Consider the following 20823-nt stretch of genomic DNA (forward strand, 5'->3'; position numbering starts at 1 on the left):
GGGGTAGCCCATGGCTTCAACACTCGGAACGCTCACGCTCGACCTCATCGCCAGGATTGGCGGATTCACTGGCCCGATGGACAAGGCCGAGGCAGTGGCCCGCAAGTCCGGCAAAGCTATCGCCGAGTCGGCTGACGTGGCGGCACTTGCTTGGGAGGCGCTGGGCGAAGTGGCAGCGGGGGCCTTGGCCGGGCTTTCTGTGGGTGCAATCTTCACCGCATTCATTGCCGAGACCCAAGCAGCAGAGAAGGAGCAGGCCCAGCTGGCGGCCGTGCTGCGCTCGACTGGCGAGGCCGCAGGCTTCAGTCGCGACCAGCTGAACGACATGGCCGATGCCATGGAGAAGGCGACCACCTTCTCCGGCGGGGACATCAACCAGGCCCAGACAGCGCTGCTTGCATTCACCGGCGTGGTTGGCAACCAGTTCACGCGCGCTTTGCAGACATCAGCTGACATGGCTGCGCGAACCGGAATGACTGTTCAGCAGGCCTCCGAGACAATCGGGCGGGCTTTGGACGTGCCCTCTCAAGGCCTGAGCTCACTAACCAAGCAGGGCTTTCGCTTCACCGAGGAACAGAAGAAACTTGCTCTGGCGTTTGAGTCCACCGGCGACGTGGCAGGCGCTCAGGGAATTATCCTCAATGCTTTGGAAGAGTCGTACAACGGTGCTGCCGCAGCTGCGCGCGATACCTTTGGAGGGGCGCTCGATGGCCTGCGCAACACCGTCTCGGGACTGCTGACTGGCGAAGGCAGCCTCGATTCAGCCAAAGCTGCAATCGAAGGATTGAATGCAGTTCTGTCCGATCCGAAGGCAAAAGCGGCGCTCAATCTTACTGCTCAAGCGGCTGCCGCGCTGGCAGTAGTCCTGGCCACCAGGCTTGCCGCTAGCGTGCTGGGCACGTCTGCGGCGTTCGTGGCTGGGCAGATAGAGGTTGTTCGGTACCAGCTGGCGCTGGCGCGCATGGCAGGCATCGCGCCTGGCGCAGCCGCGGGTATTGTCAGTGTCGGCGTTGCCGCCCGTGGCGCATCGGCCGCCATGGCATTGCTGGGCGGACCTGCCGGGGTGGCGCTACTCGCAGCGAGCGCGCTCGCTTATTTTGCCCTCAGCGGCGATGACGCGGAGGAGTCGGCCGCGACCCTGAGCAACAAGGTTGATTTGCTCAGCCAGTCCTTTGACGGCTTTACACGCAACCAGGCCGCTGCCGCGCTTCAAGACATAAACAAGGACCTGCTTGACGCCCAGTTGCGGGCAATCGATGCCGAAAGCGCGGTCAATCAGTACCAGCGGCTGCTCCGCGAGCACCCAACCGACGCACGGCAACGTGAGTGGAATGAATCGCTGATTGCCGCCCAGGGTGAACTCGATACGGCCCGCCAAAAGGTTGAGGCCTTTGGCGACCAGATCAACATCCTGAACGGCATCCTCTCCGCTGCTCCAGTCGTGGAGCAGTCCAAGGCCTACCGGGACCTGGCGAAGACGCTCGACGAGCAGATCCTCCTGGCCGACAAGAAGACAAATGCCGACAAGCTGGCCGCGCGCATTGGCGCGGGCCTGGTAACCGGCCTTAAAGAGGGCGAGGGCGATTTACTCATCGCCAAGGCCAAAACCCTCGACGCGAGCGAGGCTGCGGCTGATGCAGAGAAGAAGCGGGGGGAGGCTGCGAAAAGCGCTGAGAAAGCTGCGGCGAGCGCTGAAGCCGCAACTCGCAAGCGGGGAGAGGATGCCGTTACCGATTATCAGCGGCAGATCGCGCTGATCAATACCAGTGCAGATGCCCGGAAGAAAGCGACGGAGGTCGCCAAGCTCCAGTTCGACATTGAGTCCGGCAAGCTAGTGGGAATCAACGCGAAGCAGCAGGAGCGGCTCAAAAGTCTTGCCGCCGAACTGGACGGTCTTCAACAGCTAAAACAGGCGAATGAGGAAAATTCCAAGGTTGCATCTTACGCCGCGACATTGGCTGCATCTAATGCCTCTGCCCGCTCCGCTTTTTCTATTGATCTTGCTGGCGCTGGGTTAGGTGAGAAAACCAGGGAACGCCTCCGCCAGAACCTGCAAATTGAGCAGGAGTACAACGACAAACTCGCCGATCTCCAGGCGCAGAGAAACGCTGGCGATATAAGCGAATCGTTGTTTCGCAAAGAGACAGCCTTGCTCAAAGCGTCGCTGGCCGAGCGACTCTCCGACCAGCAAAACTATTATTCCCAGTTGGATGAAGCGCAATCGGATTGGCTAGCAGGCGCAAGCGATGCGCTGCACAACTACATGGATCATGCGAAAGACATCACCGGCCAAATGAGCAGCGCGTTTACCTCGCTATTCGACGGATTGACCGATGCGGCTGTTGATTGGGCATTTGGCGCTGATCAGAAATTCAGCGACGTGGCCGTTAGCTTCGGGAAAATGGTGGCAAAGATGGCAATGCAGGCAGCGGCTTCCAACGTGTTCTCCAGTATTTTCCCAAGCCTTGCCACTGCCGCTGCCGGATCGTATGCATCCGCAGCTGGTCCTGGCGGTTTCGACTACGGGTTGGGTGGCGCTTCATCAGGCATGACTTACAACCCTTCCGGGTTCTCGGATGGCGGGTACACCGGCCCAGGCGGAAAATTTGACCCAGCTGGGATCGTCCATGCCGGGGAGTTCGTGCTGCGCAAGGAAGTGGTGGGCCAGCCTGGCATGCGCGCATTCCTAGAGGGCCTGAACGCAAAAGGTTACGCGGATGGAGGCTTTGTACTCCCCGCTGGCAAGTCTTATCCGAGCGCTGCAATGCAAGCGGTAGGGCAAGTTCGGGGCGGCTCGTCGGTGACTATCCATCAGGATATATCGGTTGACGGGGCGGGCGGGCAAGGCGGCTCCGCCTCTAGCGATATGAGCGCAGTAGCTCAGGCCTATGCGAAAGCAGCGAAGGACGGTGCGCAGCAGGAGATCGCCAAACAGCTTCAACGTGGCGGCATGATCTGGAGTGCCATCAATCGACCCGTCCGCTGAAACAATGACAGAGCGAAATCATGGCAGACACTTTTCACTGGTGCCCGTACATCGAACCGACGGGCACTGGGACCTTCCGCGTTCGCAGCGCGCAGTTCGGCAACGGCTACCGACAGGTCGCTGGGGACGGCATCAATAATGAAGTGCAGAGCTGGCCGCTCACCTTTCGCGGGCGAGAGGCCTATGTGCAGCAGATCCTGAGCTTTCTCCGGGGCCGTAAGGGATTCACCCCCTTTGTCTGGACCCCGCCGCTTGGCTCGGCATCGCTGTTCACCTGCACAACCTGGGGCGTCACCCCGCACGGCGCCGGGATATTCACCCTGACCGCGACATTCGAACAATATTTTGGGGCAGCCTGATGGCCGAGAGCATTTACGAGGATATCCAGAAGCTCGCGCCGGGCCAGTACGTCGAGTTGTTCGAGTTGGACCTCAGCGCCTTGGGCGGCGATGTCTATTACTTCCACGGCTATACCCAGGTTGGGCCTGTCTTGTGGCAGGGTAAGGAGTACTCTCCCTGGCCGATCAAGGTGGAGGGGATGGGCATGACAGGCGAGGGTCAGCAGAACAGTCCGACGCTGTCAGTTGGCAACGTGTCAGGCCTGCTCACCGCGCTGTGCCGGATCTACGACGATCTTGTCGATGGCAAAATCGTCCGGCACCGAACGTTGGGGCGGTTTCTCGATGCAGCGAACTTCCCTGACGGAAACCCAGAGGCTGACCCTCAGGAGCACTTCGCAGACGACATATACACCATCGACCAGAAACAGTCGGCTGACGGGGAGCTGGTTGTGTTCGTCTTGAAGTCACCACTGATCGCGTCGGATCGAAAGCTTCCTGGCCGACAGATTGTGGCGAACTGCTGCCAGTGGCTGACCATCGGTGGCTACCGCGGAGTTTACTGCGGCTACACCGGCTCCAACTACGCCACCGATAAGGATGTTGCAACTGACGACCCTGAGCGGGATATGTGCTCTGGGACTTTGACCGGTTGCAAGTTGCGATTCGGCGCGAACAACCCGCTGCGCTATGGCAGCTACCCTTCCGCAGGCAACTGAGGTTTCCCATGAAAATTTCGCAGGCTGTCATTGCGGCCATGTACGTGCACGCCCGTGAAAGGGCGCCGGAGGAATGCTGCGGGTTGCTGGTACGGGTCGGGCGGAAGCTGGTTTACCTGCCACTGGCCAACACAGCAGTAAAGCCTGAGCAGGAGTTCCGCATCTGCGCTGAAGACTGGGCCGACACCGAGGATCAAGGGGCTATCGTCGCCGTGGTGCACAGCCACCCCGGTCAGCCTGCCCGGCTGAGCGCCGCCGATCGTGCAGCGATGGAGGCCACGGCCTTGCCTTGGGTGATCATCGAAGTGCGCGAAGGTGAACCGGTGACGCACCTGGTGCACGAGCCAACCGGGTACCAGGCTCCGCTGGTGGGCCGCCCCTTCCATCACGGTGTGCTGGACTGCTATACCCTGGTCCGCGACTACTACCAGCGCGAACTGGGTATCGTGCTTCCTGATTACGAACGCGAAGACGGATGGTGGGATAAGGGGCAGGACCTCTATGCCGACAACTTCGAAGCGGCTGGCTTCTACCCGGTGGACCCCGACGACTTACACCAGGGCGACCTCATCGTCATGCAGGTGCGCGCCGAAAAGGCGAACCACGCGGGTGTCTATCTCGCCGATGGTCGCCTCAAGACCGAGCCCGATCACCATCCGGTGCCGGGCGGAATACTGCACCACCTTTATGGGCGAGACTCAAAGCGCGACGTTTTCGGTGGATATTGGCGCGAGGCCGCCCGCTTCTACATGAGGCATCGCGCTGTAAAGTGACTGCTGGTACAGTCCTGCTTTTTCCATGGAGGTTCGCATGAAGGGCGCCCTAGGTTTGATCGCAGCCGCTGTGCTCGCTACTGGTTGCACCTGGTCTGTCGAAGAGGCGCGGGAAAAAGGTCCTCTCGAAACCTACAGGTCAGTCAAAGATCAATCTGACCTTGCAAAGTGCACGCTGTTCGCCTGGCAAAATGACTCGCTTGCGGGGACTCGTTATCGAGTCTTCTTGCAGCCAAGACCAGGTGGAGGCGAGACAGTCCTCAACGACTTCAATCGAGAACTTGCCGACTTCTACCGAGTAGGTAGCGAGACAAGAATCGACTTCTTCAGCAACGTCGGTCGTCCGAGCTATGTCACCGAAAGGAGGATCAAAAGCATTGAAGGTTGTCTTTAACTGCTAACAACAAGGCCCGCTTCGGCGGGTTTTTTTATGCCTGGAGAAAATATGGTCGATCGGGTTCGCACCATTCGCCTGCATGGCGAGCTTGGCCGCCTGTTTGGGCGTACTCACCTACTTGCGGTCAATTCATCGGCCGAGGCCGTAAAAGCGTTGGGAGTGCTGTTCCCTGAGCTCAAGCGGTACTTGGCACTCTCGAAGGAGAGAGGCCTGGCATTTGCCGTCTTCTATGGAAAGCGGAACATCAGTAAGGACGAATTGGCTGACCCGCCTGGCGCTGCCGTTATTAGAATTGCGCCAATAGTGCAGGGAAGAAAAAGCGGTGGCGGTCTGCAGGTAGTACTGGGCATTGCACTCATGGCTGCAGCCACTATTGCAACTGCCGGTGTGGCTGGACTTGCATCTGCGTCCGCTTGGGGAGCTGCGCTGTCCGCCGGCGGCTTCGCCGGTGCGGCTGGGATGGTTGGCTTGTCCCTTGCAATCGGAGGCGTTGCCCAGCTGGCTACCGGTCAACAAACCGGGATTGGCTCGAGCGAAGCTGCCGATAACCGCCCCAGCTACAACTTCTCCGGCATCAAAAACACCATCACTCAGGGCAACCCGGTACCTCTCTGCTATGGAGAGATGACAACCGGGTCTGCGCAGCTCTCCCTCGGCATCCGCGCCGAAGATCAGCAATAGAGGCACTCCATGACTGACATGTCTATCTTGGGCTCCAAAGGTGGGTCCAAGCCGCACGCGCCTGTAGAAAGCCCAGACAGCCTGATCAACGTCAGCTACGCAAACATTCTGGACGGCATCAGTGAGGGCCCAATTGTCGGCTTGGTCAACGGTGCTCAGTCCATCTACTTGGACAAGACACCGCTGGCGAACAGCGACGGAAGCCTGAACTTCAGCGGTGTGACGTGGGAGCAGCGCACTGGCGAGCATGATCAGGACCACATCGCAGGTTTTCCTGCGGTTGAGTCCCAAACGTCGGTTGGTGTGGAGCTCGAGGCGAGTCAGTCCTGGGTGCAGTCATTTAGCAACCTAGAGCTATCTGCGGTTCGCATCCAGCTTGCGGTAGGTGCGCTGGTGCGGACCGAGAGCGACGGCGATATGGTCGGCTACACGGTCAATTACGAGATCGACCTTTCCACTGATGACGGCGACTACAAGACGGTGCTGAAGGCAGCCTTCAGCGGCAAGACAACCACGGGCTACCAGCGCTCGCATCGGATCGAGTTCCCCAAGGCTACTTCCGGCTGGCGCATCCGCGTTCGCCGAACAACTCCAGACTCGACTGACTCGCGGATTCAGGCTACGACTTCGATCGGCACCTACACCGAAGTCATCGACGCCAAGCTTCAGTACCCATACACCGCTCTCTGCGGCCTGAAGATGGATGCAAGCCAGTTCTCGGCGGTACCTGAGCGCGCCTACCGCATACGTGGTCGGATTATCCAAGTGCCAAGCAACTATGACGCTGCCACCCGCACATACACCGGGAACTGGGACGGCACATTCAAGCTTGCGTGGACCGACTGCCCGCCGTGGATCTGGCGCGATATCGTCCTGAACGATCGCTACGGCCTGGGCCGCTTCATCGACGCTGGCCAAGTGGACAAGTGGGGGCTGTACGAGATCGCGCAGTACTGCGACCACCAAGTGTCGAACGGGAAGGGTGGCCAAGAGCCTCGGTTTACCTGCAACGTCTACTTGCAGTCGCGGGCGGACGCACTGAACGTTCTGCAGGACCTGGCCAGTGTCTTCCGCGGCATGAGCTACTACGCTGGCAGCGAAGTAGCCTGCGCCGCCGACATGCCGGGCGACCCGGTGTATACCTACACTAACGCCAACGTCATTGATGGCAAGTTCAACCGTCCAGGTTCGAGCGGGTCGACTCGCTTCAGCGTGGCCAAGGTCGCGTGGAGTGACCGAGAGAATTTCGGCAACCAGCGTGTTGAGTATGTCCAGGACCAGACCGCAATTGGTCGCTACGGTATTCGCGAAACAGAGATCACCGCTTTCGGCTGCGTATCACAAGGGCAAGCGCAACGCGCCGGCAAGTACATCCTTCTGACCAACAGGCTGGAAACCGGCACTATCAACTTCAGCGTGGGCCTGGATGGCACCATTTGCCGACCAGGCGACATCATCCGCGTAGCTGACGAGAACTTCGCCGGATTGCCTATTGGGGGGCGCCTCAAGGCCGCAACCACTACTACTGTTACGTTGGACAACGATGTAGCGGCATCAGCTGGCGATACCCTGGTGGTCATCCTGCCAAAAGGCGTGGCAGAGACGCGGATCATCCGCTCCATTGTTGGGCGGCTGGTGACCGTAACGCAGTCGTTCTCTAAGGTGCCAGTCAAGGAATCGATCTACACCATTGAGACTGCTGAGCTTGTAGCCGAGACCTATCGGGTGCTGACCGTCAACGAAAATTTTGGCGACGACAAGCTGCAGTACGACATCGTCGCTGTCGAGCGCAATGCCAGTAAGTTTGAGGCGATCGACAATGGCGCTCAAATCGTAACGCCGCCCACCAGCGTTTTGCCCGGCGCAGTCCAGACCCCGCCATCGAACATCGAGCTTTCGACTTTCGATACGGTCAGCCAGGGCGTCAACGTAGCAACTATGCGCATCACCTGGGACGCTCCCCGTGGTGCACAGCATTACAACGTGTGGTGGAAGCGTGACGACGGCGACTGGATCTATGCGGGAGTCACGTATACCGCAGCCATGGAAGTGAAAGGGATTTACAGCGGCGTCTACATCGCGCGGGTGGCAGCAGTGGGTGTTGCTGGAAGTAGTTCTATTTGGGCGTTTTCCAAACCTACCCAGCTTTACGGCAAGACCGGCGAACCACCAGCCTTGGCAAGCTTCAGCGCTGCCACGGAGCTCTTTGGTATCCGCCTGAACTGGGCATTCCCTGGGGGCGCTGCCGATACCTTCTACACCGAGATACAAGAGTCCCTTGCGGGTAACGGTGAAAATCCGGTGCAGCTTTCGATGGTAGCTTACCCAGCGAGGACCTACCTGAAGAGCGGAATGGCCGCAGGCGTCACTAGGTTTTTCCGGGCACGCCTTGCAGACCGCACTGGCAACACGGGACCTTGGACAGCCTGGACATTCGGTCAGTCCGGTTCCGACGCAGGGCCAGTCCTTGAGTTACTCGGCGGCCGGATCACTGAGAGCGAGTTGGGCCAGGACGTGCTGGAGCTAATCCAGAAGATCCCGGGCTTGCAGGAACAGATCGATAGCCTGGATGGCCTTAAGGATTACAACCCGAACGAGGCTTACACCAAGGACAAGATGGTCTTTGTTGACGGCAGGATTTACCAGGCTAAGCAGGCTGTGCCGGCGAACTCGTCTGGTGCAAACGGGCCACCCAATGCCACCTACTGGATTGATGTCGGACAGTCCGTGGTGTCTGCCAATGGTCTGGCCCAGCAAGTCGCGACCAACACGGCAGACATCACCGAGCTGGACGGCGTTGTTACCGCTCAGGCCACATCCCTTGAAGTGTTGCGGGCTTCCTACCGTGACGACGGCGGGGCAGGGGCTATGGCGGACGCGCTTAAGGGTTGGGAGAGTACTACCGCCATTGCAACGCAACGTAAAGTGCAGGCATCGGAGAACCGGGCGACCGCTGAAAGGATGACTACCTTCGATGCGAAGGTGGCTGCCAACGAGGCGAACCTCACCGAGCTTGAGCGAGTTGTAGCTACGAATGAGAGCGCTAGCGCTACGAAGCTTTCTCAACTGGGAGTAACCGTTGGGCAGAACTCGGTTGCGATTCAGGAAACCTCCTCGGTGGTCGCGGACCTTTCTGGCGATCTGAGCCTGATGTGGAGCATGAAGTTTCAAGCAAACGCGAACGGCCAGTTGGTGTTTGCAGGCATCGGAGCGGGTATCGAAAACGGACCTGGAGGCTTGCAGTCCACTCTGCTCTTCACCGCCAATCAGATTGCCTTTGCAAACCCATCATCCGCGGGAGCGCTGGACTATCCATTCATTATCAAGAATGGGCAGAACTTCTTAGGCTCCACCTTCATTGAAGACGGCACCATCACCAACGCCAAGATCGGCAGCTACATCAGCTCAACCAACTATGTGGCCGGGCAGCAGGGCTGGATCCTCAACAAGAGTGGCACCTTTGAGATCAACGGGAACGTTCCAGGGCAGGGGCGCCTGACGATTACCAATCAGCGGGTGAGGATCTATCACGCCAACGGCAACCTGGCGATCGATCTCGGGGTGAGCGTATGAGCTCAGGGTTGAAAGTCTATGGCCCGAGCGGCCTGGTGCTGCTCGACATGACCAGCTCTATCAGCCAGATGATGGGTTACGTCGATACCGGCGCCGCCAACGGTTCGGCAACGATCCCGCTGCCGCCGGCTGGCAAAACTTTGTTCTATGCGGTTTCCGACCTGAGTGCTCAAAACAAGTCCCTGGGCAAGCGCCCAGGGGTGACGCTGACCGTTGGCGCATCGAGTGCCTCCCTCAGCTGGGCTTATGCCTACGCGTCCGGCTGGGGGTTCTACTCGATGAGCTGCCGAATTCACTACGGGTATTACTGATGTCAGCAGGTCTGCGAGTTTTCAAAGAGGACGGTAGCCCGCTCTTTGATACCGAGAAAATCACCTATGGGTTACTGAAGAGCGGCTACCTGTCCGCGCAGACGTCGTGGCCACGCCTGCTCTTGAGGTCTGCCCAGTTGGACCCTGGCAATGGCAGTAACTGGGTGGAGGACACCTCGCGGATGGAGCCGGTTCTTGGCTTCTCTGTGACCGGTGCGGTCGCCCCAATAGTTTTTATCAGCGGCGATGGTTGTCCAGCTGGGTCATCAAAGAGCGGAGACACAACCACGTTTTACTTTGTCGGGTGCTCCAGTGCGACCAAGTACTACTACTTCGACACGATGCGGGACACGTTGAATGGAGCAGGGCTGAAGTGTTTTAGAGAGGACGGCGTTCTCACGTTCAACTCGCTTCAGTATCCGCTCAACATTGTGGCTACAGTACAGCCACCAGCCCCAGGTACACCCTACACCCCTGGCTACTGGACCTCGCCCTATAACGGCGGCGTTACCACCAGAGGGGCACTGATCGCAGGCGCACCAGTCAACATCGTGTCGAGGGTCACCGTTCCAATTTCAGCGGGCGAGTTTGCGGCGGCCATCACTTTTACCCGTGGCTGTGGCATCTGGGGCTCGAACTACTATCCCTATACCGTCGCAGCATCAGAAGGCGCGGGCGGCGTGACCGGCGGCGTGAGATTCATGTTCTCTGTGGCGACCAGGTCGACGCAGTTGGTCGGCAACGCGACCACGGATCTGTACTTCAACATCCCCAGCGTCCGGCCAACGGCCCTCGTTATCCGTACAGAAAACCTTCCTTTCCCATTCAATTAAATCTGGAGCAGTCCATGCCCTGGTACAGAGCAGGCACGGTCGCGGTTACAGCTGGCCAAACTACGGTGACCGGTACCGGCACCAACTTCGCAGTAAATTCCCGAGTAGGCGATGCGTTCCAGGGGCCTGACGGTCGCCGGTATGAGGTGGCGAACATCGCGAGCGCTACCGTGCTCAGCATTCTCCCTGCTTATCAAGGCCCAACGGTGGCCGCTGGCGCCTACGTCATTGAGCCCATGCAGGACTACCCCAAGGCACTGGCTGACAGCTTCAGAGAGGTAAACGCCCAGTGGGGGGCCACTCTTGCCGGGCTTGGTGCTGTTTCGACCGAGGATGTAGTTCCGCTGGCCAAGGGTGGAACAGATGCCACAACTGCAGCGCAAGCCCGTACCAATTTGGGGTTAGGGACGGCAGCAACGGCAACCCTGCAGTCCTCTGGTTATGACTCATCTGCCGGTGCTGCTCTGAAAATGGGCGCCTTCGGGCTCGGCGCGGGGATGCTTTTGCCGCCTGACAACGACTTCGATGGAATCGCTACAACCGGCTTTTACACCGGCAATGGGTCCACAACCGGACGGCCACCACAGGTTGGTGCTGCACAGAGCTATTTGCAGCATTGGCAGCACAGTAATCCGGCTTATGCGTGTCAGGAGTTTTTTCAGCTAGGAACCGGGTCTATCAAGTATGCCCGGTCGAAGTTCAATGGTGTTTGGGGGAGCTGGGACCTACAGCAGTACAACGAAAACATTAACGCTGTGATGAACCAAGAAATCGCAGGCATCAAAACCTTTACCGGCTCTCAGCTTAGGTATAGAGGGCCTACCCCCGGCCTCTGGTGTGAAGATTCGACCAGTAGTATCGGTGGTGTTTGGATGGTTCTTTCTGGTGGAGCTTTCCAATTCCAACACAGGCTGAGTAGTTTTGGGGGGACAGCCGGTACAACCCCTCTGCACTTCAACCTAAACGACAAAAACGCGGTGTTTGGTTACAACCTTCATTCAGCCATTGATAATGGTCTAACAAATGGGGCTTCTAACAGACGCTGGAGCGTGGTCTATGCCGGTTCGGGTGCAATCAACACCTCTGACGCCCGCGAGAAAACCGAAGTCGCTGCCCTGTCACCTGGTGAAATCAGCGCGGCCAAGCTGCTCAGCAAAGAGATCGGCACCTATCGTTGGCTGAAGATGGTCGAAGAAAAAGGTGATGCTGCCCGTCACCACGTCGGGCTGACAGTACAGCGCGCTATCGAGATCATGACCTCATGCGGCTTAGACCCGATGACTTACGGGTTCATCTGTTATGACAAATGGGATGCTGTCGATGAGGTTGTACAAGCAACCCGCCTCGGCAGGGTTTATGTGAAAGCAACCGACGAGGCTCCCGAATATACGGTCATGGAAGACGTTGAGGAGTCAGCAGCATCAACGGATGCAGGCACTTTCTGGGAATTTACTCATGAGCAAGTGACTGTAATTACCGAAGGCGTTGAAGCCGGTGACCGTTACTCATTCCGCACCGACGAGCTGAATATGTTTATCGCCGCCGGGTTGCAAGCCAACCAAGAAGCTTTGGAGGCGCGACTTGCCGCCCTCGAAGCATCCACCTGACATCTACCGCACCCAAAGCACCCGCCATCGAGCGGGTTTATTTTTGCCTGGAGAAAGCTGTGCTTCCTTTAACTGAGCAGCAATTGCTGCAGATCCTTCCTAACGCCCGCCCAGTCGCGGGCATTTTTTTGCCTGCGCTGAACCGGGCCATGGCTCGCTACAAGATTGACAGCACTGTTCGCGTGGCCGCGTTCCTGGCGCAAGTCGGCCATGAGTCTGGCCAGCTGCGCAACCTGGTCGAGAACCTGAACTACAGCGCCGAAGCATTGATGAAGACCTGGCCAACTCGATTTGACGCTACCCAGGCCAAGGAATGCGCGCGGCAGCCGGAGAAGATCGCCAACGCCGTGTACAGCGGGCGCATGGGAAACACTCGCCCTGGTGATGGCTGGCGGTACCGTGGGCGCGGCTTGATTCAGCTCACCGGCCGGGCGAACTATGGCGGTGCCAGTACCGGACTTGGCCTGCCGCTTGAGGAGCAGCCCGAACTGCTCGAGCAGCCAGAACACGCCGCCACGTCTGCCGCTTGGTGGTGGACGAAGCACGGCCTGAATGAACTGGCCGATGCCGGCCGCTTCCAAGACATCGGCAGCGTGATCAACACCGGCAAGCCTGGTCGGGTGCCGCACGGAGCCGCTGAGCGAAAGGCACTGTATGACCGAGCGCTGAAGGTGCTGGCGTGATTAGCGTGCGCACTGTCGGTGCGGCCGTGTCGCTTGCTCTGGTGCTCGCCGCGTTCTGGGGAACCTATCAACACGGTCGTTCGACCATGAATGCGGAGTGGCAGGTGCGCTGGTCTGATCGTGACGCCGGTGATCAGCAGGCCTGGGCCTTGGCCGAAGTGGCCGCACGCGAAATGGAACAAGCTCGACAACGATCAATCAACAAGGCGGTTCAGGATGGACAGAAAATCATTGACCGAGCGGTGGCTGATGCTGCCGATGCTCGCGCTGATCTCAGCCTGCGGGACGAAGCAGATCGAGCCGCCAGCCGCGCCGCAAGTTCGGCCGGCAGCCATTCCTGCACTGCCGCTGCAAGCGCAGCAGCTTCCCGTGTCGCCCTGGTGCTTGCCGACGTGCTCAAGCGCGCTGATGAAAGAGCGGGAGACTTGGCGGCAGATGCTGATCAAAGCCGGGGTAGAGGACTAACCTGTGAGGCTGCCTATACTGCCCTGACCAAATAACAGGGACAGCAAGGGCATGAAGGATCTAAAAGAGAAGGTCGCGGCCAGCGAGCTTCTTACGCGCCAGGCAGTCGATGCGCTGCGCCGTTACCATGAGGCTCGGGATTTACTTGCACCATCAGAGGAAGTGGAGCGCTTGCGGCTTGAGGCTGAGTCTCTGTTTGATGCGGTTCAGGAGTACCAGTTTCGGGTGCTTGGCGGGCCAGGGCATAACCTTCATTAAAGGGGGATTGTGTTCGGTCGGCAGGACGCCGAAGGGCGGGATTTGCTGTCTAAAACTAGGCTTTAAACCTATGTGTTTGCTGGTCGAAAAGCGCCTAAAGTGGCAAGTGCATATTAGACAGTTGCAATGCATAAGCCACGGCTGGCAAGGCCTGGAGCTGATCTTTACCAATACTGTTGCAATACTGGTAGGTCATAGGGGCCAGGCGTAAGCTCATTGAATTTTTCTTCGGACCACCTGCTGCGCAGCATGCGTACAAGCTTGTCCGGTCGACTTCAGCGTTTGAGATAGCCTGTCAAGCTGGTCTCTGACCCCGTGCGCATCAGCAATCGAACTGAGCCAACCTGGATTTCGAGTGGACGTAACAGCTGCGGAAGCATTATTGCCTCTTCGCATATGCTCAAGAAATTGCCGGTAGGACATGGTTGTGAGGTTCAGTCGGGTGAGTTCTGTATGCAAAGCCTTTTTGTTCGGAGCCTCTAACTCCTTCAGAAAGTGCTCTATCAAAGGTAGCACCAGCGCGTGAACGGCGTCTCTGGCGACTCGGTCTGCCGCCAAGGCGGAGTAATATGCAGATTCACTGGAGCGGAGAACCATCATAGTGCGGTCAATTCTCCACTCGGTCGTGCAGGCAGGACAATCAATGCTGAAGGCGACGTCTACACCGCTCCAGGGGTTGCCCTGCGAGGTAACCCTTTTGACCAACCGACCCGCATTGCATGGGCAAGCGCCCGCATCGAAAGTGACTGTCTCGGAAGTGCTCATGAAGGGGGCTTCCTCAGCTCAAAAGAGGGTTACCATCGTAGCAGAAATCGATTCCAAAACCGAAGCAGCAGGCCTTGTAAATTGGGTCTTGTAGCCGTGCCGTTTCATCTTTATTTAGTTGATTGCGCCACTCGCACAGCAGGGCTTGGGCGCTTGTATCACGGCCTTGAAAACCGTTGAGGTTGCGCAAAACCCAAGCTAAATGCCGCGTGTTTCCGTTTGCAAAACAGCAGAAAACCACATTATTTGGCGACTTTGTGCAGGCTATATTTTCAATTAAATCATGTGGTTAGCGCTGTTTGGTCCGCTGCATGGGGTGCAAGGGGTCGAGTGTTCGAATCACTCCGTCCCGACCATTATTTAGAACGACTAAGCCACCTTCGGGTGGCTTTGTTGTTTCTGGCCCCAGTGACTTTACGATTAACTTCGGTTTTTTCTTCATCCTGATTTCCTGATCCTCTCGAATCAGTGGCTGGTGCCATGTTCGTCCCCTCGATCAACTGCGAAACCTGGCACCCGAGTAGTTACTGGTAATGCTACCGTTCCTGTGCCTGAGTAGTGAGTTCCAATTTCCTACCGTCACGCAAGCGGCACGCAGTCAGTGGCGATACGACCAGGCCATCCTCATGCCCTAGCTGCGGGTGGCGACTACCACGATAGTTACAGTCAGCCAATAGCGAACCCGCGTAGCTTCTTAGCCGCCAGGTCATGCTGATAAGTTTGCCCGGGGACACCGCGTACCTACTAACGCCCAGGCAAGAAGCTCTGCCTGGACCAGCTATTGAATGACGACCGTCATTTGATATCGGTAAGCTTTGTCTCCTGATGCAAACGATCACGATGGCCTAAGACTGAAACGTGAATCTCAGCACAATCAGGATATTTAACTATTTTTGGCTGCTAGAGGGCTTGTTGTGTTTGATCAGTTACTTGCCATGGTCAATCTGGGAGAGAAGCTACCGGAGGCTGTAGGCTGGAAGTTTATCGGTCCTTACCAGCTTTCTCTTCCCGAGGAGGTTCTGGAAGCCATCACCGATGAGAATCTAAATATCGTGAGTACCTACACTGGCTCCGCTCTCGTCGTGTACAACTATTCAGGGGTTTCCAAAGCTGAAATACGAGTTCTATATAGCGGAGACTTCAAGTTCAGGCCCAAGGTCAGCTATGGTCGTCGTAGCGCCCCAGTGAAGTGGGATCACGACAGCGAGAACCAAGAGTTTGTGTTTCACAACACTCCTCCGAATGAAAAAATCGAGATAGAACTGTTCAACGTCTATCAGGGTTTTTCTGTGGACCAGGTTCTTGTCGACGGAAAACTGGTCACCGAATTCATGAGCAAGAGAGCTATAGCAAAAGCTTATCCCGAGCTGCGGTTTTCGAGGGCGGCGATGATTGGCTGTGCTTTTCTTTGCGCCGCCGCACTCGCGACCACGGTCTACACCAGTTATGTACTCTACAAGCAGCGGCAGGACAACGATCTGTTGAGCACAGCCATAGATGGTGAAACCGGATGCGCGCTCTTTGTATATGACAACCCGCCGGGTGAGGGTGGCAGAGCGGCGCTGGCAAGAAAAATCAAAAAACTGGAACCTTGGATGAAACAGACATTGATTATAAAAAACAAGGTTTCTAGGGAGGCAGATCTTTACGATCTCGATCGTGTGATTCTTTGCAACCCTGGCCCTATATAAATTGATCGGACACTCGCTTTAGACGACCGCACCTAGCAGCAGCGAGAGGCGGTCGCCAAAGCACGACGGCGGTAGCATTTGCGCTTCAAATTAGGAATTGTCCCTCGTAGGGAATCATACATGGGCATGCTTCATGAAACGGGCTCATTCGCCCTATCAACGCCCCGCCTCACTTAAGGAGCTTGCTACCTTGTAACGTAGAACCTTCCGGTTCAAAATTTAATAGCTTCGTTTACAGCAATCCGCAGCGCATCCCGTGCAGGTTTGGGAAGCTGGTTATATTGAGCCCAAAGTCGTTCGGCATCAGTGTAGGTACGCTTGTCCGCTTGCATCCATTGTGCAAGTTGGCGCTTATCTTCGCGGCGGAGCTCAAGAATGCGTCTTTTCAGCAACTCTACATCCACTGCTTGTTCGGTTAAATTACGAGCGGTTTCGTTGCAGAGATGGCATTCGGGCCTAAGGTTCTCGACGTCGTTAGTGCCTCCCCGTTCTTTAGGTGTAATGTGTCCGATAGTTGGACGGGCGATGACTCCAGGCCTGTCGAAATACTCATCACCAAAATCGATGCCACAAACCATGCAGCGGCGTCCATCACGGTCAAATACTTTGCGCCGTTTTCCAGCGGTCAGGCCATCTTCCGGCCACTTATAGCCTTCTGCCCAGACAGCGTCGCCGATATGCTCGAGAAAAAGCTCATTCGGCTTTAGGCTTCCGCTGTCTTTATAATTGCGGATTTTCCACCCGACTCTCCGTAGATCACGCATACGGCGATCTACTTGTTCAGTGTTGGGCACGATAGTTCGAAGTAATGCCTTTTCGAATTTCTGGCCTTCGCCAATTACTGTGGCCAAGTAATGCGCTACACGTTTGGCTGCGCCCAAGGTAGGGTCCTGCCAAAGCGGAGGGCTGTTCATTTTCGTTCCTTGCCGTTGTCGGAGCTTAAAGTCTAAAGGAGACGTACATGAATTGTCACCATTAGTCGTATGGACGCTAACGCAGCCAAATGGAGGTGTGATACTTGGGAAAGCCGATACTATGGAGAACTATATGCGCAGGCAGCAGCTAACGAACGGTCAAGCGGTTCGGTGCTCAGTTGCCGGAGCGCCTTGCCCCATTGCCTTTTGTCCCACAAATACGCCCCGAGCAAGCGGGCAGTAGCACAGATGATAAAAAAGCAGCCAGTAGGGGGATAAAATGAGGTGAGCGTATGGTGGATAAAATTTCGCAGCTCCGCCGGAGTGCAAACATGCGAGCTATCAGGAGTTTGAATACGAAGCCAGAGCTTCTGGTGCGGCGGCTGGTACATCGCTGCGGTTACCGTTTTCGGCTTCATCGGAGAGACTTGCCGGGAAAGCCTGATTTGGTTTTTTCTGGCCGAAAGGCGGTCATTTTCGTCCATGGGTGCTTTTGGCATATGCACGGATGTCAAGGTATTCGAGTTCCCAAGTCTAATATTGACTATTGGCAATCCAAACTAGTGCGTAACCGCGAGCGTGATGCTCAAAATGCAGAGGCGCTTATGCAAATGGGGTGGCGTGTGATGACAATATGGGGCTGCGAGACAAGTGACCTGAGTGACCTGGAGCGGCGGATCAGGATATTCTTGGGCTAAGGGCAAGACGAACTCGGCACTCAATCAATTCGTATTGCCCACTTGCAAGAGTGTTTGCTAGGCAACCTGTACCAAGCGCTTACTCGACAAAGCTTTGAATATTTGTGTTGCGACCGCCGCAGCGACGGGTGGGGGGAATGCATTACCGATTTGTCGATATGCTGCGGTCTTCTTTCCATGGAACTGCCAGCTGTCAGGGAACCCTTGGATACGCGCAGCCATTCGAGTCGTTAATCTTGGCATTCCATCAAAAAACTCTGCAGGTGGAGCGTCGGCAATCCCCATTCCACAAACACCAATGGATGCCCATGCTTTTTTTGCTCGAGTGGGGCCAAGGTCAGGTCCACCATGTTTTTTTGAGCCTCCAACTAATGTTGGAGCAATGGTGTTTGCTTGCTCTTTCCATGCATCGGCCCCGCGCCAGCCATCTGCTTTCATAAGGTCATGTAAAAGCTCACCAACGGTAGGAGGGGTGCAAAGGCTTGGCTCGGGCCAGGAGAAACCTTCGGAGTAGTCTTTCCTTATGGCAACGAAAACAACTCGTGGGCGTAGCTGCGTTACCCCAAAGTCAGAAGCATTCAGCAAGCGCCAAGCTGGGACGTATCCAAGCTTTTTGAGTTGGTTCTCTACGTTAGTGCGGTAGTCTTCGAACATAGGATCAAGAAGCCCACGAACGTTTTCCAGCATCACCGCTTTAGGACGACATTCGTCTACAAGACGAACTGCCTCGGGAAAAAGATCACGTTCGTCATCGGCACCTAGCTGTTTACCGGCCTTCGAAAATGGGGGACAAGGCACCCCTCCTGCAACCAGATCTACGCCAAAGTATGGCAAGCCATTGAATTGACGAAGGTCTTCTTCCCGTACATTCCACTCGGGGCGGTTAAGGCGCAATGTGGCGCAAGCAGGAGGCTCAATTTCAACCAGTACTTCATGCCCAAACCCCGCCATTTCGAGCCCGAGAGCCTGACCACCCGCTCCGGCACACATTTCCAATGACGTGAAAAGGCTCATTCTGTCTCCTATGTCAGCCGCAAATCTGGAGCTGCTCAAAAAAAGGGTGATAGTAGCATGGTGTATGGATAGACAGGTATTCCCGACGATGAGATGCACCTCACATTGAGATCTAGTCTGCATCTCCGCTCGCAGCGAATTTCTAGTGACTCCGTGTGTACTGCAACGATTCCGCTTGATTTGGCGTGGGAAAAATCTGATGGTGTTGTGCTATCAGTCTTTCAGTGACGCAACTACCTAATGCCTCAAGTTTCTCTCCTCGCAAGCCCGGTCGCCGTTCAGATGGCGATGGATGAATTCGCAGAGCTTGGACGACGTGCTTTTCTGAAACGCTATGCATTTGAAAAGTCTCTAAAGTACATGGTTATCAATCCTAGGACCGGAGAGCTTTGTGACTCAAAGGCCATTGCTGGAGTAGCTTTCGGTAAGCAGTTCCCGGAATTGGGGCCGTTGACTGGTACGGATTTTGTCGGTGCTGAATCGACCGTTGAGCTTCTGATGCAGTCCTTGGGCTTCGAGGTGCAGCGCGTTGCTGGGCACTGGACAGAGCAAGAGGTGCAAGAAGCGATTGAGGACTATTTTCAAATGCTCCGCATGGAGTCTGAAGGCATAGGGTTCAACAAGTCGGAGCACAATGCCAATCTTCGACAAAAGCTCAATAATCGTAGTAAGGGCTCGGTCGAGCTAAAGCACCAGAACATCAGCGCCGTCCTGGCGAGTTTGGAGCTCCCGTACATCAATGGCTACAAGCCGAGAAGCAACGCCCAGCTCTTGTTGCGTCAGCAGGTTCAAATGTACGTGCTCAGCCATGCACCCTGGATCAGTAAAATTGTTGATTCTCTGGAGGAGGTGAAGACGCCTGCACAGATATCGTACTTATCAGTATTGGTTGACGCTCCCAGCAAGATTTGGGAAATTGCACTCCACTTGACCACCCGTTTGCATTCGTCTTGACCAGTCGTTTGCATCGGACGTGACCAGGCATTTGCATTGGATTTGACCACTCGCCTAGCGAATGATGGGAAGGCTACAGCAGCGCTACAGGGGGCACTACCTGGGGTGTGCCATCAGCGATGCACATCCACCCCCAAGTTCTGAGTGCCGACGTCTTCTTAAACTCCTCGACCAACTCGCCCGCGATTTCCCCGATGTCTTCCCGCAACTCGAACTGCGGACGCATTGCGTGCAGAACGTCAATTCCCATATCCCCGGCAAGAAGCTTGCACATCAGCCTGATACGAAGCTTCCAAGGCAAGGTTTTTCCGCGCCTTTCCGGATGCTGGTAAACCATGGTGTTCAAATGGGCTGATGCGTGGATGTAGTCAGCGCTGCTCATCCAGATCTGCAAGTGCGCAGGCACGCCAAGAGGTAAGACGTTGAACGCCAGCCAATCGATTAGGCCAATGGCAACCCCGCGCGCCTGAAGCTCCATCGCCAGCATCAGAAGTACTTTGTGTAGGGAGTTTGCTGCCTTGATAGCAACAGATTTTCGACCCAGATGATCCGCTTCGACCACTATCGCGATCAGCGCAGCGAGGGCATCCAGGCTTGCCCTGCGTTCGAGTTTTTCGAGTAGAACTTGAGTGATTGGCTCGCGCTGAACACTGTCCCAAATCATGTTGCTGGTGTTGCGGTAAAGCACCAGTTGGACTTCGGTGTTTAGCGTTCGGAAGTAACTGTCGAAGTTGATCTCCTGTTGCCGGGAGATCTCTTTCATCAACGTCCATATGGGGTGGTTCAGGTCGCGGGAGGATCCAGGTGCTAGCAGCTCCACTCTGCTCAAGGTCTCGGCCTTGGGCGAGATAATTTTCTGTTCGTACCTAGACCACTTGCTTCGGTAATGCCGGATCGTGCCATTCGTATTTCTTCGAAACGACTCTTTTTCGAAGTACAGCTCAAGGGCATAGGCCGTTTTGAGGCCTGTCCGCTGCCTCAGGCCCTCAAACCAATAGCCCACAGCAAGCATTTTCACCGTGTTGCTCCGGGGAGAGCTATTTTCCGGAATTGATTTGCGCAAGCTGTCTGCGAACTCCGAATAAATTTTTGCAATTCTATTAAAATCAGACACTTAAAGATCCTCAATCGATCTTTGTACCGTAAAAAATGTAGACGCCTTA

General features: G+C 56.3%; 20 protein-coding genes. 16 read left to right on the forward strand and 4 right to left on the reverse strand.

All coding sequences use genetic code 11. The annotated features are described in order from the left end of the window. Nucleotides 1-10 precede the first annotated feature (10 nt). The 13 genes from ACQRAX_RS16055 to ACQRAX_RS16115 are packed head-to-tail and all read left to right on the forward strand — an operon-like array spanning nucleotide 11 to nucleotide 13624. A complete protein-coding gene (locus ACQRAX_RS16055; RefSeq protein WP_412039451.1) occupies nucleotides 11-2986 on the forward strand; it encodes a phage tail tape measure protein in 2976 nt (991 codons plus the stop codon). Between the two features lie 20 nt (nucleotides 2987-3006). Beyond that, nucleotides 3007-3345 carry a phage tail protein gene (locus ACQRAX_RS16060; protein ID WP_412039450.1) on the forward strand — a complete coding sequence of 113 codons (339 nt, stop codon included), beginning with the start codon at nucleotides 3007-3009 and terminating at the stop codon, nucleotides 3343-3345. Continuing rightward, the gene (locus tag ACQRAX_RS16065; RefSeq protein ID WP_412039449.1) at nucleotides 3345-4043 is read left to right on the forward strand and encodes a phage minor tail protein L; all 699 of its coding nucleotides are present in this window, start codon (nucleotides 3345-3347) and stop codon (nucleotides 4041-4043) included. Before ACQRAX_RS16060 ends, ACQRAX_RS16065 begins: the two co-directional genes overlap by 1 nt. An 8-nt stretch (nucleotides 4044-4051) precedes the next feature. Continuing rightward, a complete protein-coding gene (locus tag ACQRAX_RS16070; RefSeq protein WP_412039448.1) occupies nucleotides 4052-4816 on the forward strand; it encodes a C40 family peptidase in 765 nt (254 codons plus the stop codon). Nucleotides 4817-4853: 37 nt separating this feature from the next. Further along, nucleotides 4854-5210, forward strand: coding sequence for a hypothetical protein (locus ACQRAX_RS16075; RefSeq protein ID WP_412039447.1), 357 nt, complete (start codon nucleotides 4854-4856; stop codon nucleotides 5208-5210). A 51-nt stretch (nucleotides 5211-5261) separates the two neighbouring features. Next, nucleotides 5262-5894, forward strand: a complete 633-nt coding sequence (locus ACQRAX_RS16080) for a tail assembly protein (RefSeq protein WP_412039446.1) — start codon at nucleotides 5262-5264, stop codon at nucleotides 5892-5894. Between the two features lie 9 nt (nucleotides 5895-5903). After that, nucleotides 5904-9467, forward strand: a complete 3564-nt coding sequence (locus tag ACQRAX_RS16085) for a phage tail protein (RefSeq protein ID WP_412039445.1) — start codon at nucleotides 5904-5906, stop codon at nucleotides 9465-9467. Next, nucleotides 9464-9778: a hypothetical protein gene (locus tag ACQRAX_RS16090; RefSeq protein ID WP_412039444.1), complete on the forward strand. Its 315-nt coding sequence runs from the start codon at nucleotides 9464-9466 to the stop codon at nucleotides 9776-9778. The genes ACQRAX_RS16085 and ACQRAX_RS16090 overlap by 4 nt, the downstream gene beginning before the upstream one ends. Beyond that, nucleotides 9778-10611, forward strand: coding sequence for a hypothetical protein (locus tag ACQRAX_RS16095; RefSeq protein WP_412039443.1), 834 nt, complete (start codon nucleotides 9778-9780; stop codon nucleotides 10609-10611). Before ACQRAX_RS16090 ends, ACQRAX_RS16095 begins: the two co-directional genes overlap by 1 nt. 14 nt (nucleotides 10612-10625) lie before the next feature. Next, complete coding sequence (locus tag ACQRAX_RS16100) at nucleotides 10626-12218, forward strand: tail fiber domain-containing protein (RefSeq protein WP_412039442.1); 1593 nt, start codon at nucleotides 10626-10628, stop codon at nucleotides 12216-12218. Between the two features lie 59 nt (nucleotides 12219-12277). Beyond that, nucleotides 12278-12901 (forward strand): glycoside hydrolase family 19 protein, encoded by a 624-nt coding sequence (locus tag ACQRAX_RS16105; RefSeq protein ID WP_412039441.1) that lies wholly within the window; start codon nucleotides 12278-12280, stop codon nucleotides 12899-12901. After that, complete coding sequence (locus tag ACQRAX_RS16110; protein WP_412039440.1) at nucleotides 12898-13401, forward strand: DUF2514 family protein; 504 nt, start codon at nucleotides 12898-12900, stop codon at nucleotides 13399-13401. The genes ACQRAX_RS16105 and ACQRAX_RS16110 overlap by 4 nt, the downstream gene beginning before the upstream one ends. A gap of 16 nt (nucleotides 13402-13417) precedes the next feature. Continuing rightward, nucleotides 13418-13624 (forward strand): hypothetical protein, encoded by a 207-nt coding sequence (locus ACQRAX_RS16115; RefSeq protein WP_412039439.1) that lies wholly within the window; start codon nucleotides 13418-13420, stop codon nucleotides 13622-13624. A 213-nt stretch (nucleotides 13625-13837) separates the two neighbouring features. On the opposite strand, the gene ACQRAX_RS16120 is transcribed toward ACQRAX_RS16115, so the two are convergent. Beyond that, on the reverse strand, nucleotides 13838-14389 hold the full coding sequence (locus ACQRAX_RS16120; protein WP_412039438.1) for a hypothetical protein: 552 nt from the start codon (nucleotides 14387-14389) through the stop codon (nucleotides 13838-13840). A 914-nt stretch (nucleotides 14390-15303) separates the two neighbouring features. Between ACQRAX_RS16120 and ACQRAX_RS16125 the strand changes: the two genes are divergently transcribed. Beyond that, nucleotides 15304-16080, forward strand: coding sequence for a hypothetical protein (locus ACQRAX_RS16125; RefSeq protein ID WP_274071758.1), 777 nt, complete (start codon nucleotides 15304-15306; stop codon nucleotides 16078-16080). Nucleotides 16081-16292: 212 nt separating this feature from the next. Here ACQRAX_RS16125 and ACQRAX_RS16130 read toward each other — a convergent pair whose 3' ends face one another. Continuing rightward, complete coding sequence (locus ACQRAX_RS16130; RefSeq protein WP_274071757.1) at nucleotides 16293-16994, reverse strand: HNH endonuclease; 702 nt, start codon at nucleotides 16992-16994, stop codon at nucleotides 16293-16295. A gap of 293 nt (nucleotides 16995-17287) precedes the next feature. Between ACQRAX_RS16130 and ACQRAX_RS16135 the strand changes: the two genes are divergently transcribed. Next, the gene (locus tag ACQRAX_RS16135; RefSeq protein WP_274071756.1) at nucleotides 17288-17692 is read left to right on the forward strand and encodes a very short patch repair endonuclease; all 405 of its coding nucleotides are present in this window, start codon (nucleotides 17288-17290) and stop codon (nucleotides 17690-17692) included. Nucleotides 17693-17749: 57 nt separating this feature from the next. On the opposite strand, the gene ACQRAX_RS16140 is transcribed toward ACQRAX_RS16135, so the two are convergent. After that, the gene (locus ACQRAX_RS16140) at nucleotides 17750-18706 is read right to left on the reverse strand and encodes a DNA cytosine methyltransferase (RefSeq protein WP_274071755.1); all 957 of its coding nucleotides are present in this window, start codon (nucleotides 18704-18706) and stop codon (nucleotides 17750-17752) included. Nucleotides 18707-18946: 240 nt separating this feature from the next. On the opposite strand from ACQRAX_RS16140, the gene ACQRAX_RS16145 reads away from it, so the two are divergent. Then, nucleotides 18947-19660 carry a hypothetical protein gene (locus ACQRAX_RS16145; protein WP_412039437.1) on the forward strand — a complete coding sequence of 238 codons (714 nt, stop codon included), beginning with the start codon at nucleotides 18947-18949 and terminating at the stop codon, nucleotides 19658-19660. A gap of 73 nt (nucleotides 19661-19733) precedes the next feature. Here the strand turns inward: ACQRAX_RS16145 and ACQRAX_RS16150 are convergent, their stop codons facing one another. Then, a complete protein-coding gene (locus tag ACQRAX_RS16150) occupies nucleotides 19734-20774 on the reverse strand; it encodes a hypothetical protein (protein WP_412039436.1) in 1041 nt (346 codons plus the stop codon). Nucleotides 20775-20823 lie beyond the last annotated feature (49 nt).

Origin of the sequence: Pseudomonas sp. UM16, from assembly GCF_050312595.1 — a bacterium.
Classification (GTDB): domain Bacteria; phylum Pseudomonadota; class Gammaproteobacteria; order Pseudomonadales; family Pseudomonadaceae; genus Aquipseudomonas.

What these genes read in the sequence shown, in the direction of transcription:
- ACQRAX_RS16115 (WP_412039439.1), top strand. Translation starts at nt 13,418, where the DNA reads ATGAAGGATCTAAAAGAGAAGGTCGCGGCCAGCGAGCTTCTTACGCGC.
- ACQRAX_RS16055 (WP_412039451.1), top strand. Translation starts at nt 11, where the DNA reads ATGGCTTCAACACTCGGAACGCTCACGCTCGACCTCATCGCCAGGATT.
- ACQRAX_RS16100 (WP_412039442.1), top strand. Translation starts at nt 10,626, where the DNA reads ATGCCCTGGTACAGAGCAGGCACGGTCGCGGTTACAGCTGGCCAAACT.
- ACQRAX_RS16120 (WP_412039438.1), bottom strand. Translation starts at nt 14,389, where the DNA reads ATGAGCACTTCCGAGACAGTCACTTTCGATGCGGGCGCTTGCCCATGC.
- ACQRAX_RS16095 (WP_412039443.1), top strand. Translation starts at nt 9,778, where the DNA reads ATGTCAGCAGGTCTGCGAGTTTTCAAAGAGGACGGTAGCCCGCTCTTT.
- ACQRAX_RS16080 (WP_412039446.1), top strand. Translation starts at nt 5,262, where the DNA reads ATGGTCGATCGGGTTCGCACCATTCGCCTGCATGGCGAGCTTGGCCGC.
- ACQRAX_RS16070 (WP_412039448.1), top strand. Translation starts at nt 4,052, where the DNA reads ATGAAAATTTCGCAGGCTGTCATTGCGGCCATGTACGTGCACGCCCGT.
- ACQRAX_RS16085 (WP_412039445.1), top strand. Translation starts at nt 5,904, where the DNA reads ATGACTGACATGTCTATCTTGGGCTCCAAAGGTGGGTCCAAGCCGCAC.
- ACQRAX_RS16145 (WP_412039437.1), top strand. Translation starts at nt 18,947, where the DNA reads ATGCCTCAAGTTTCTCTCCTCGCAAGCCCGGTCGCCGTTCAGATGGCG.
- ACQRAX_RS16140 (WP_274071755.1), bottom strand. Translation starts at nt 18,706, where the DNA reads ATGAGCCTTTTCACGTCATTGGAAATGTGTGCCGGAGCGGGTGGTCAG.
- ACQRAX_RS16060 (WP_412039450.1), top strand. Translation starts at nt 3,007, where the DNA reads ATGGCAGACACTTTTCACTGGTGCCCGTACATCGAACCGACGGGCACT.
- ACQRAX_RS16065 (WP_412039449.1), top strand. Translation starts at nt 3,345, where the DNA reads ATGGCCGAGAGCATTTACGAGGATATCCAGAAGCTCGCGCCGGGCCAG.
- ACQRAX_RS16090 (WP_412039444.1), top strand. Translation starts at nt 9,464, where the DNA reads ATGAGCTCAGGGTTGAAAGTCTATGGCCCGAGCGGCCTGGTGCTGCTC.
- ACQRAX_RS16135 (WP_274071756.1), top strand. Translation starts at nt 17,288, where the DNA reads ATGGTGGATAAAATTTCGCAGCTCCGCCGGAGTGCAAACATGCGAGCT.
- ACQRAX_RS16130 (WP_274071757.1), bottom strand. Translation starts at nt 16,994, where the DNA reads ATGAACAGCCCTCCGCTTTGGCAGGACCCTACCTTGGGCGCAGCCAAA.
- ACQRAX_RS16075 (WP_412039447.1), top strand. Translation starts at nt 4,854, where the DNA reads ATGAAGGGCGCCCTAGGTTTGATCGCAGCCGCTGTGCTCGCTACTGGT.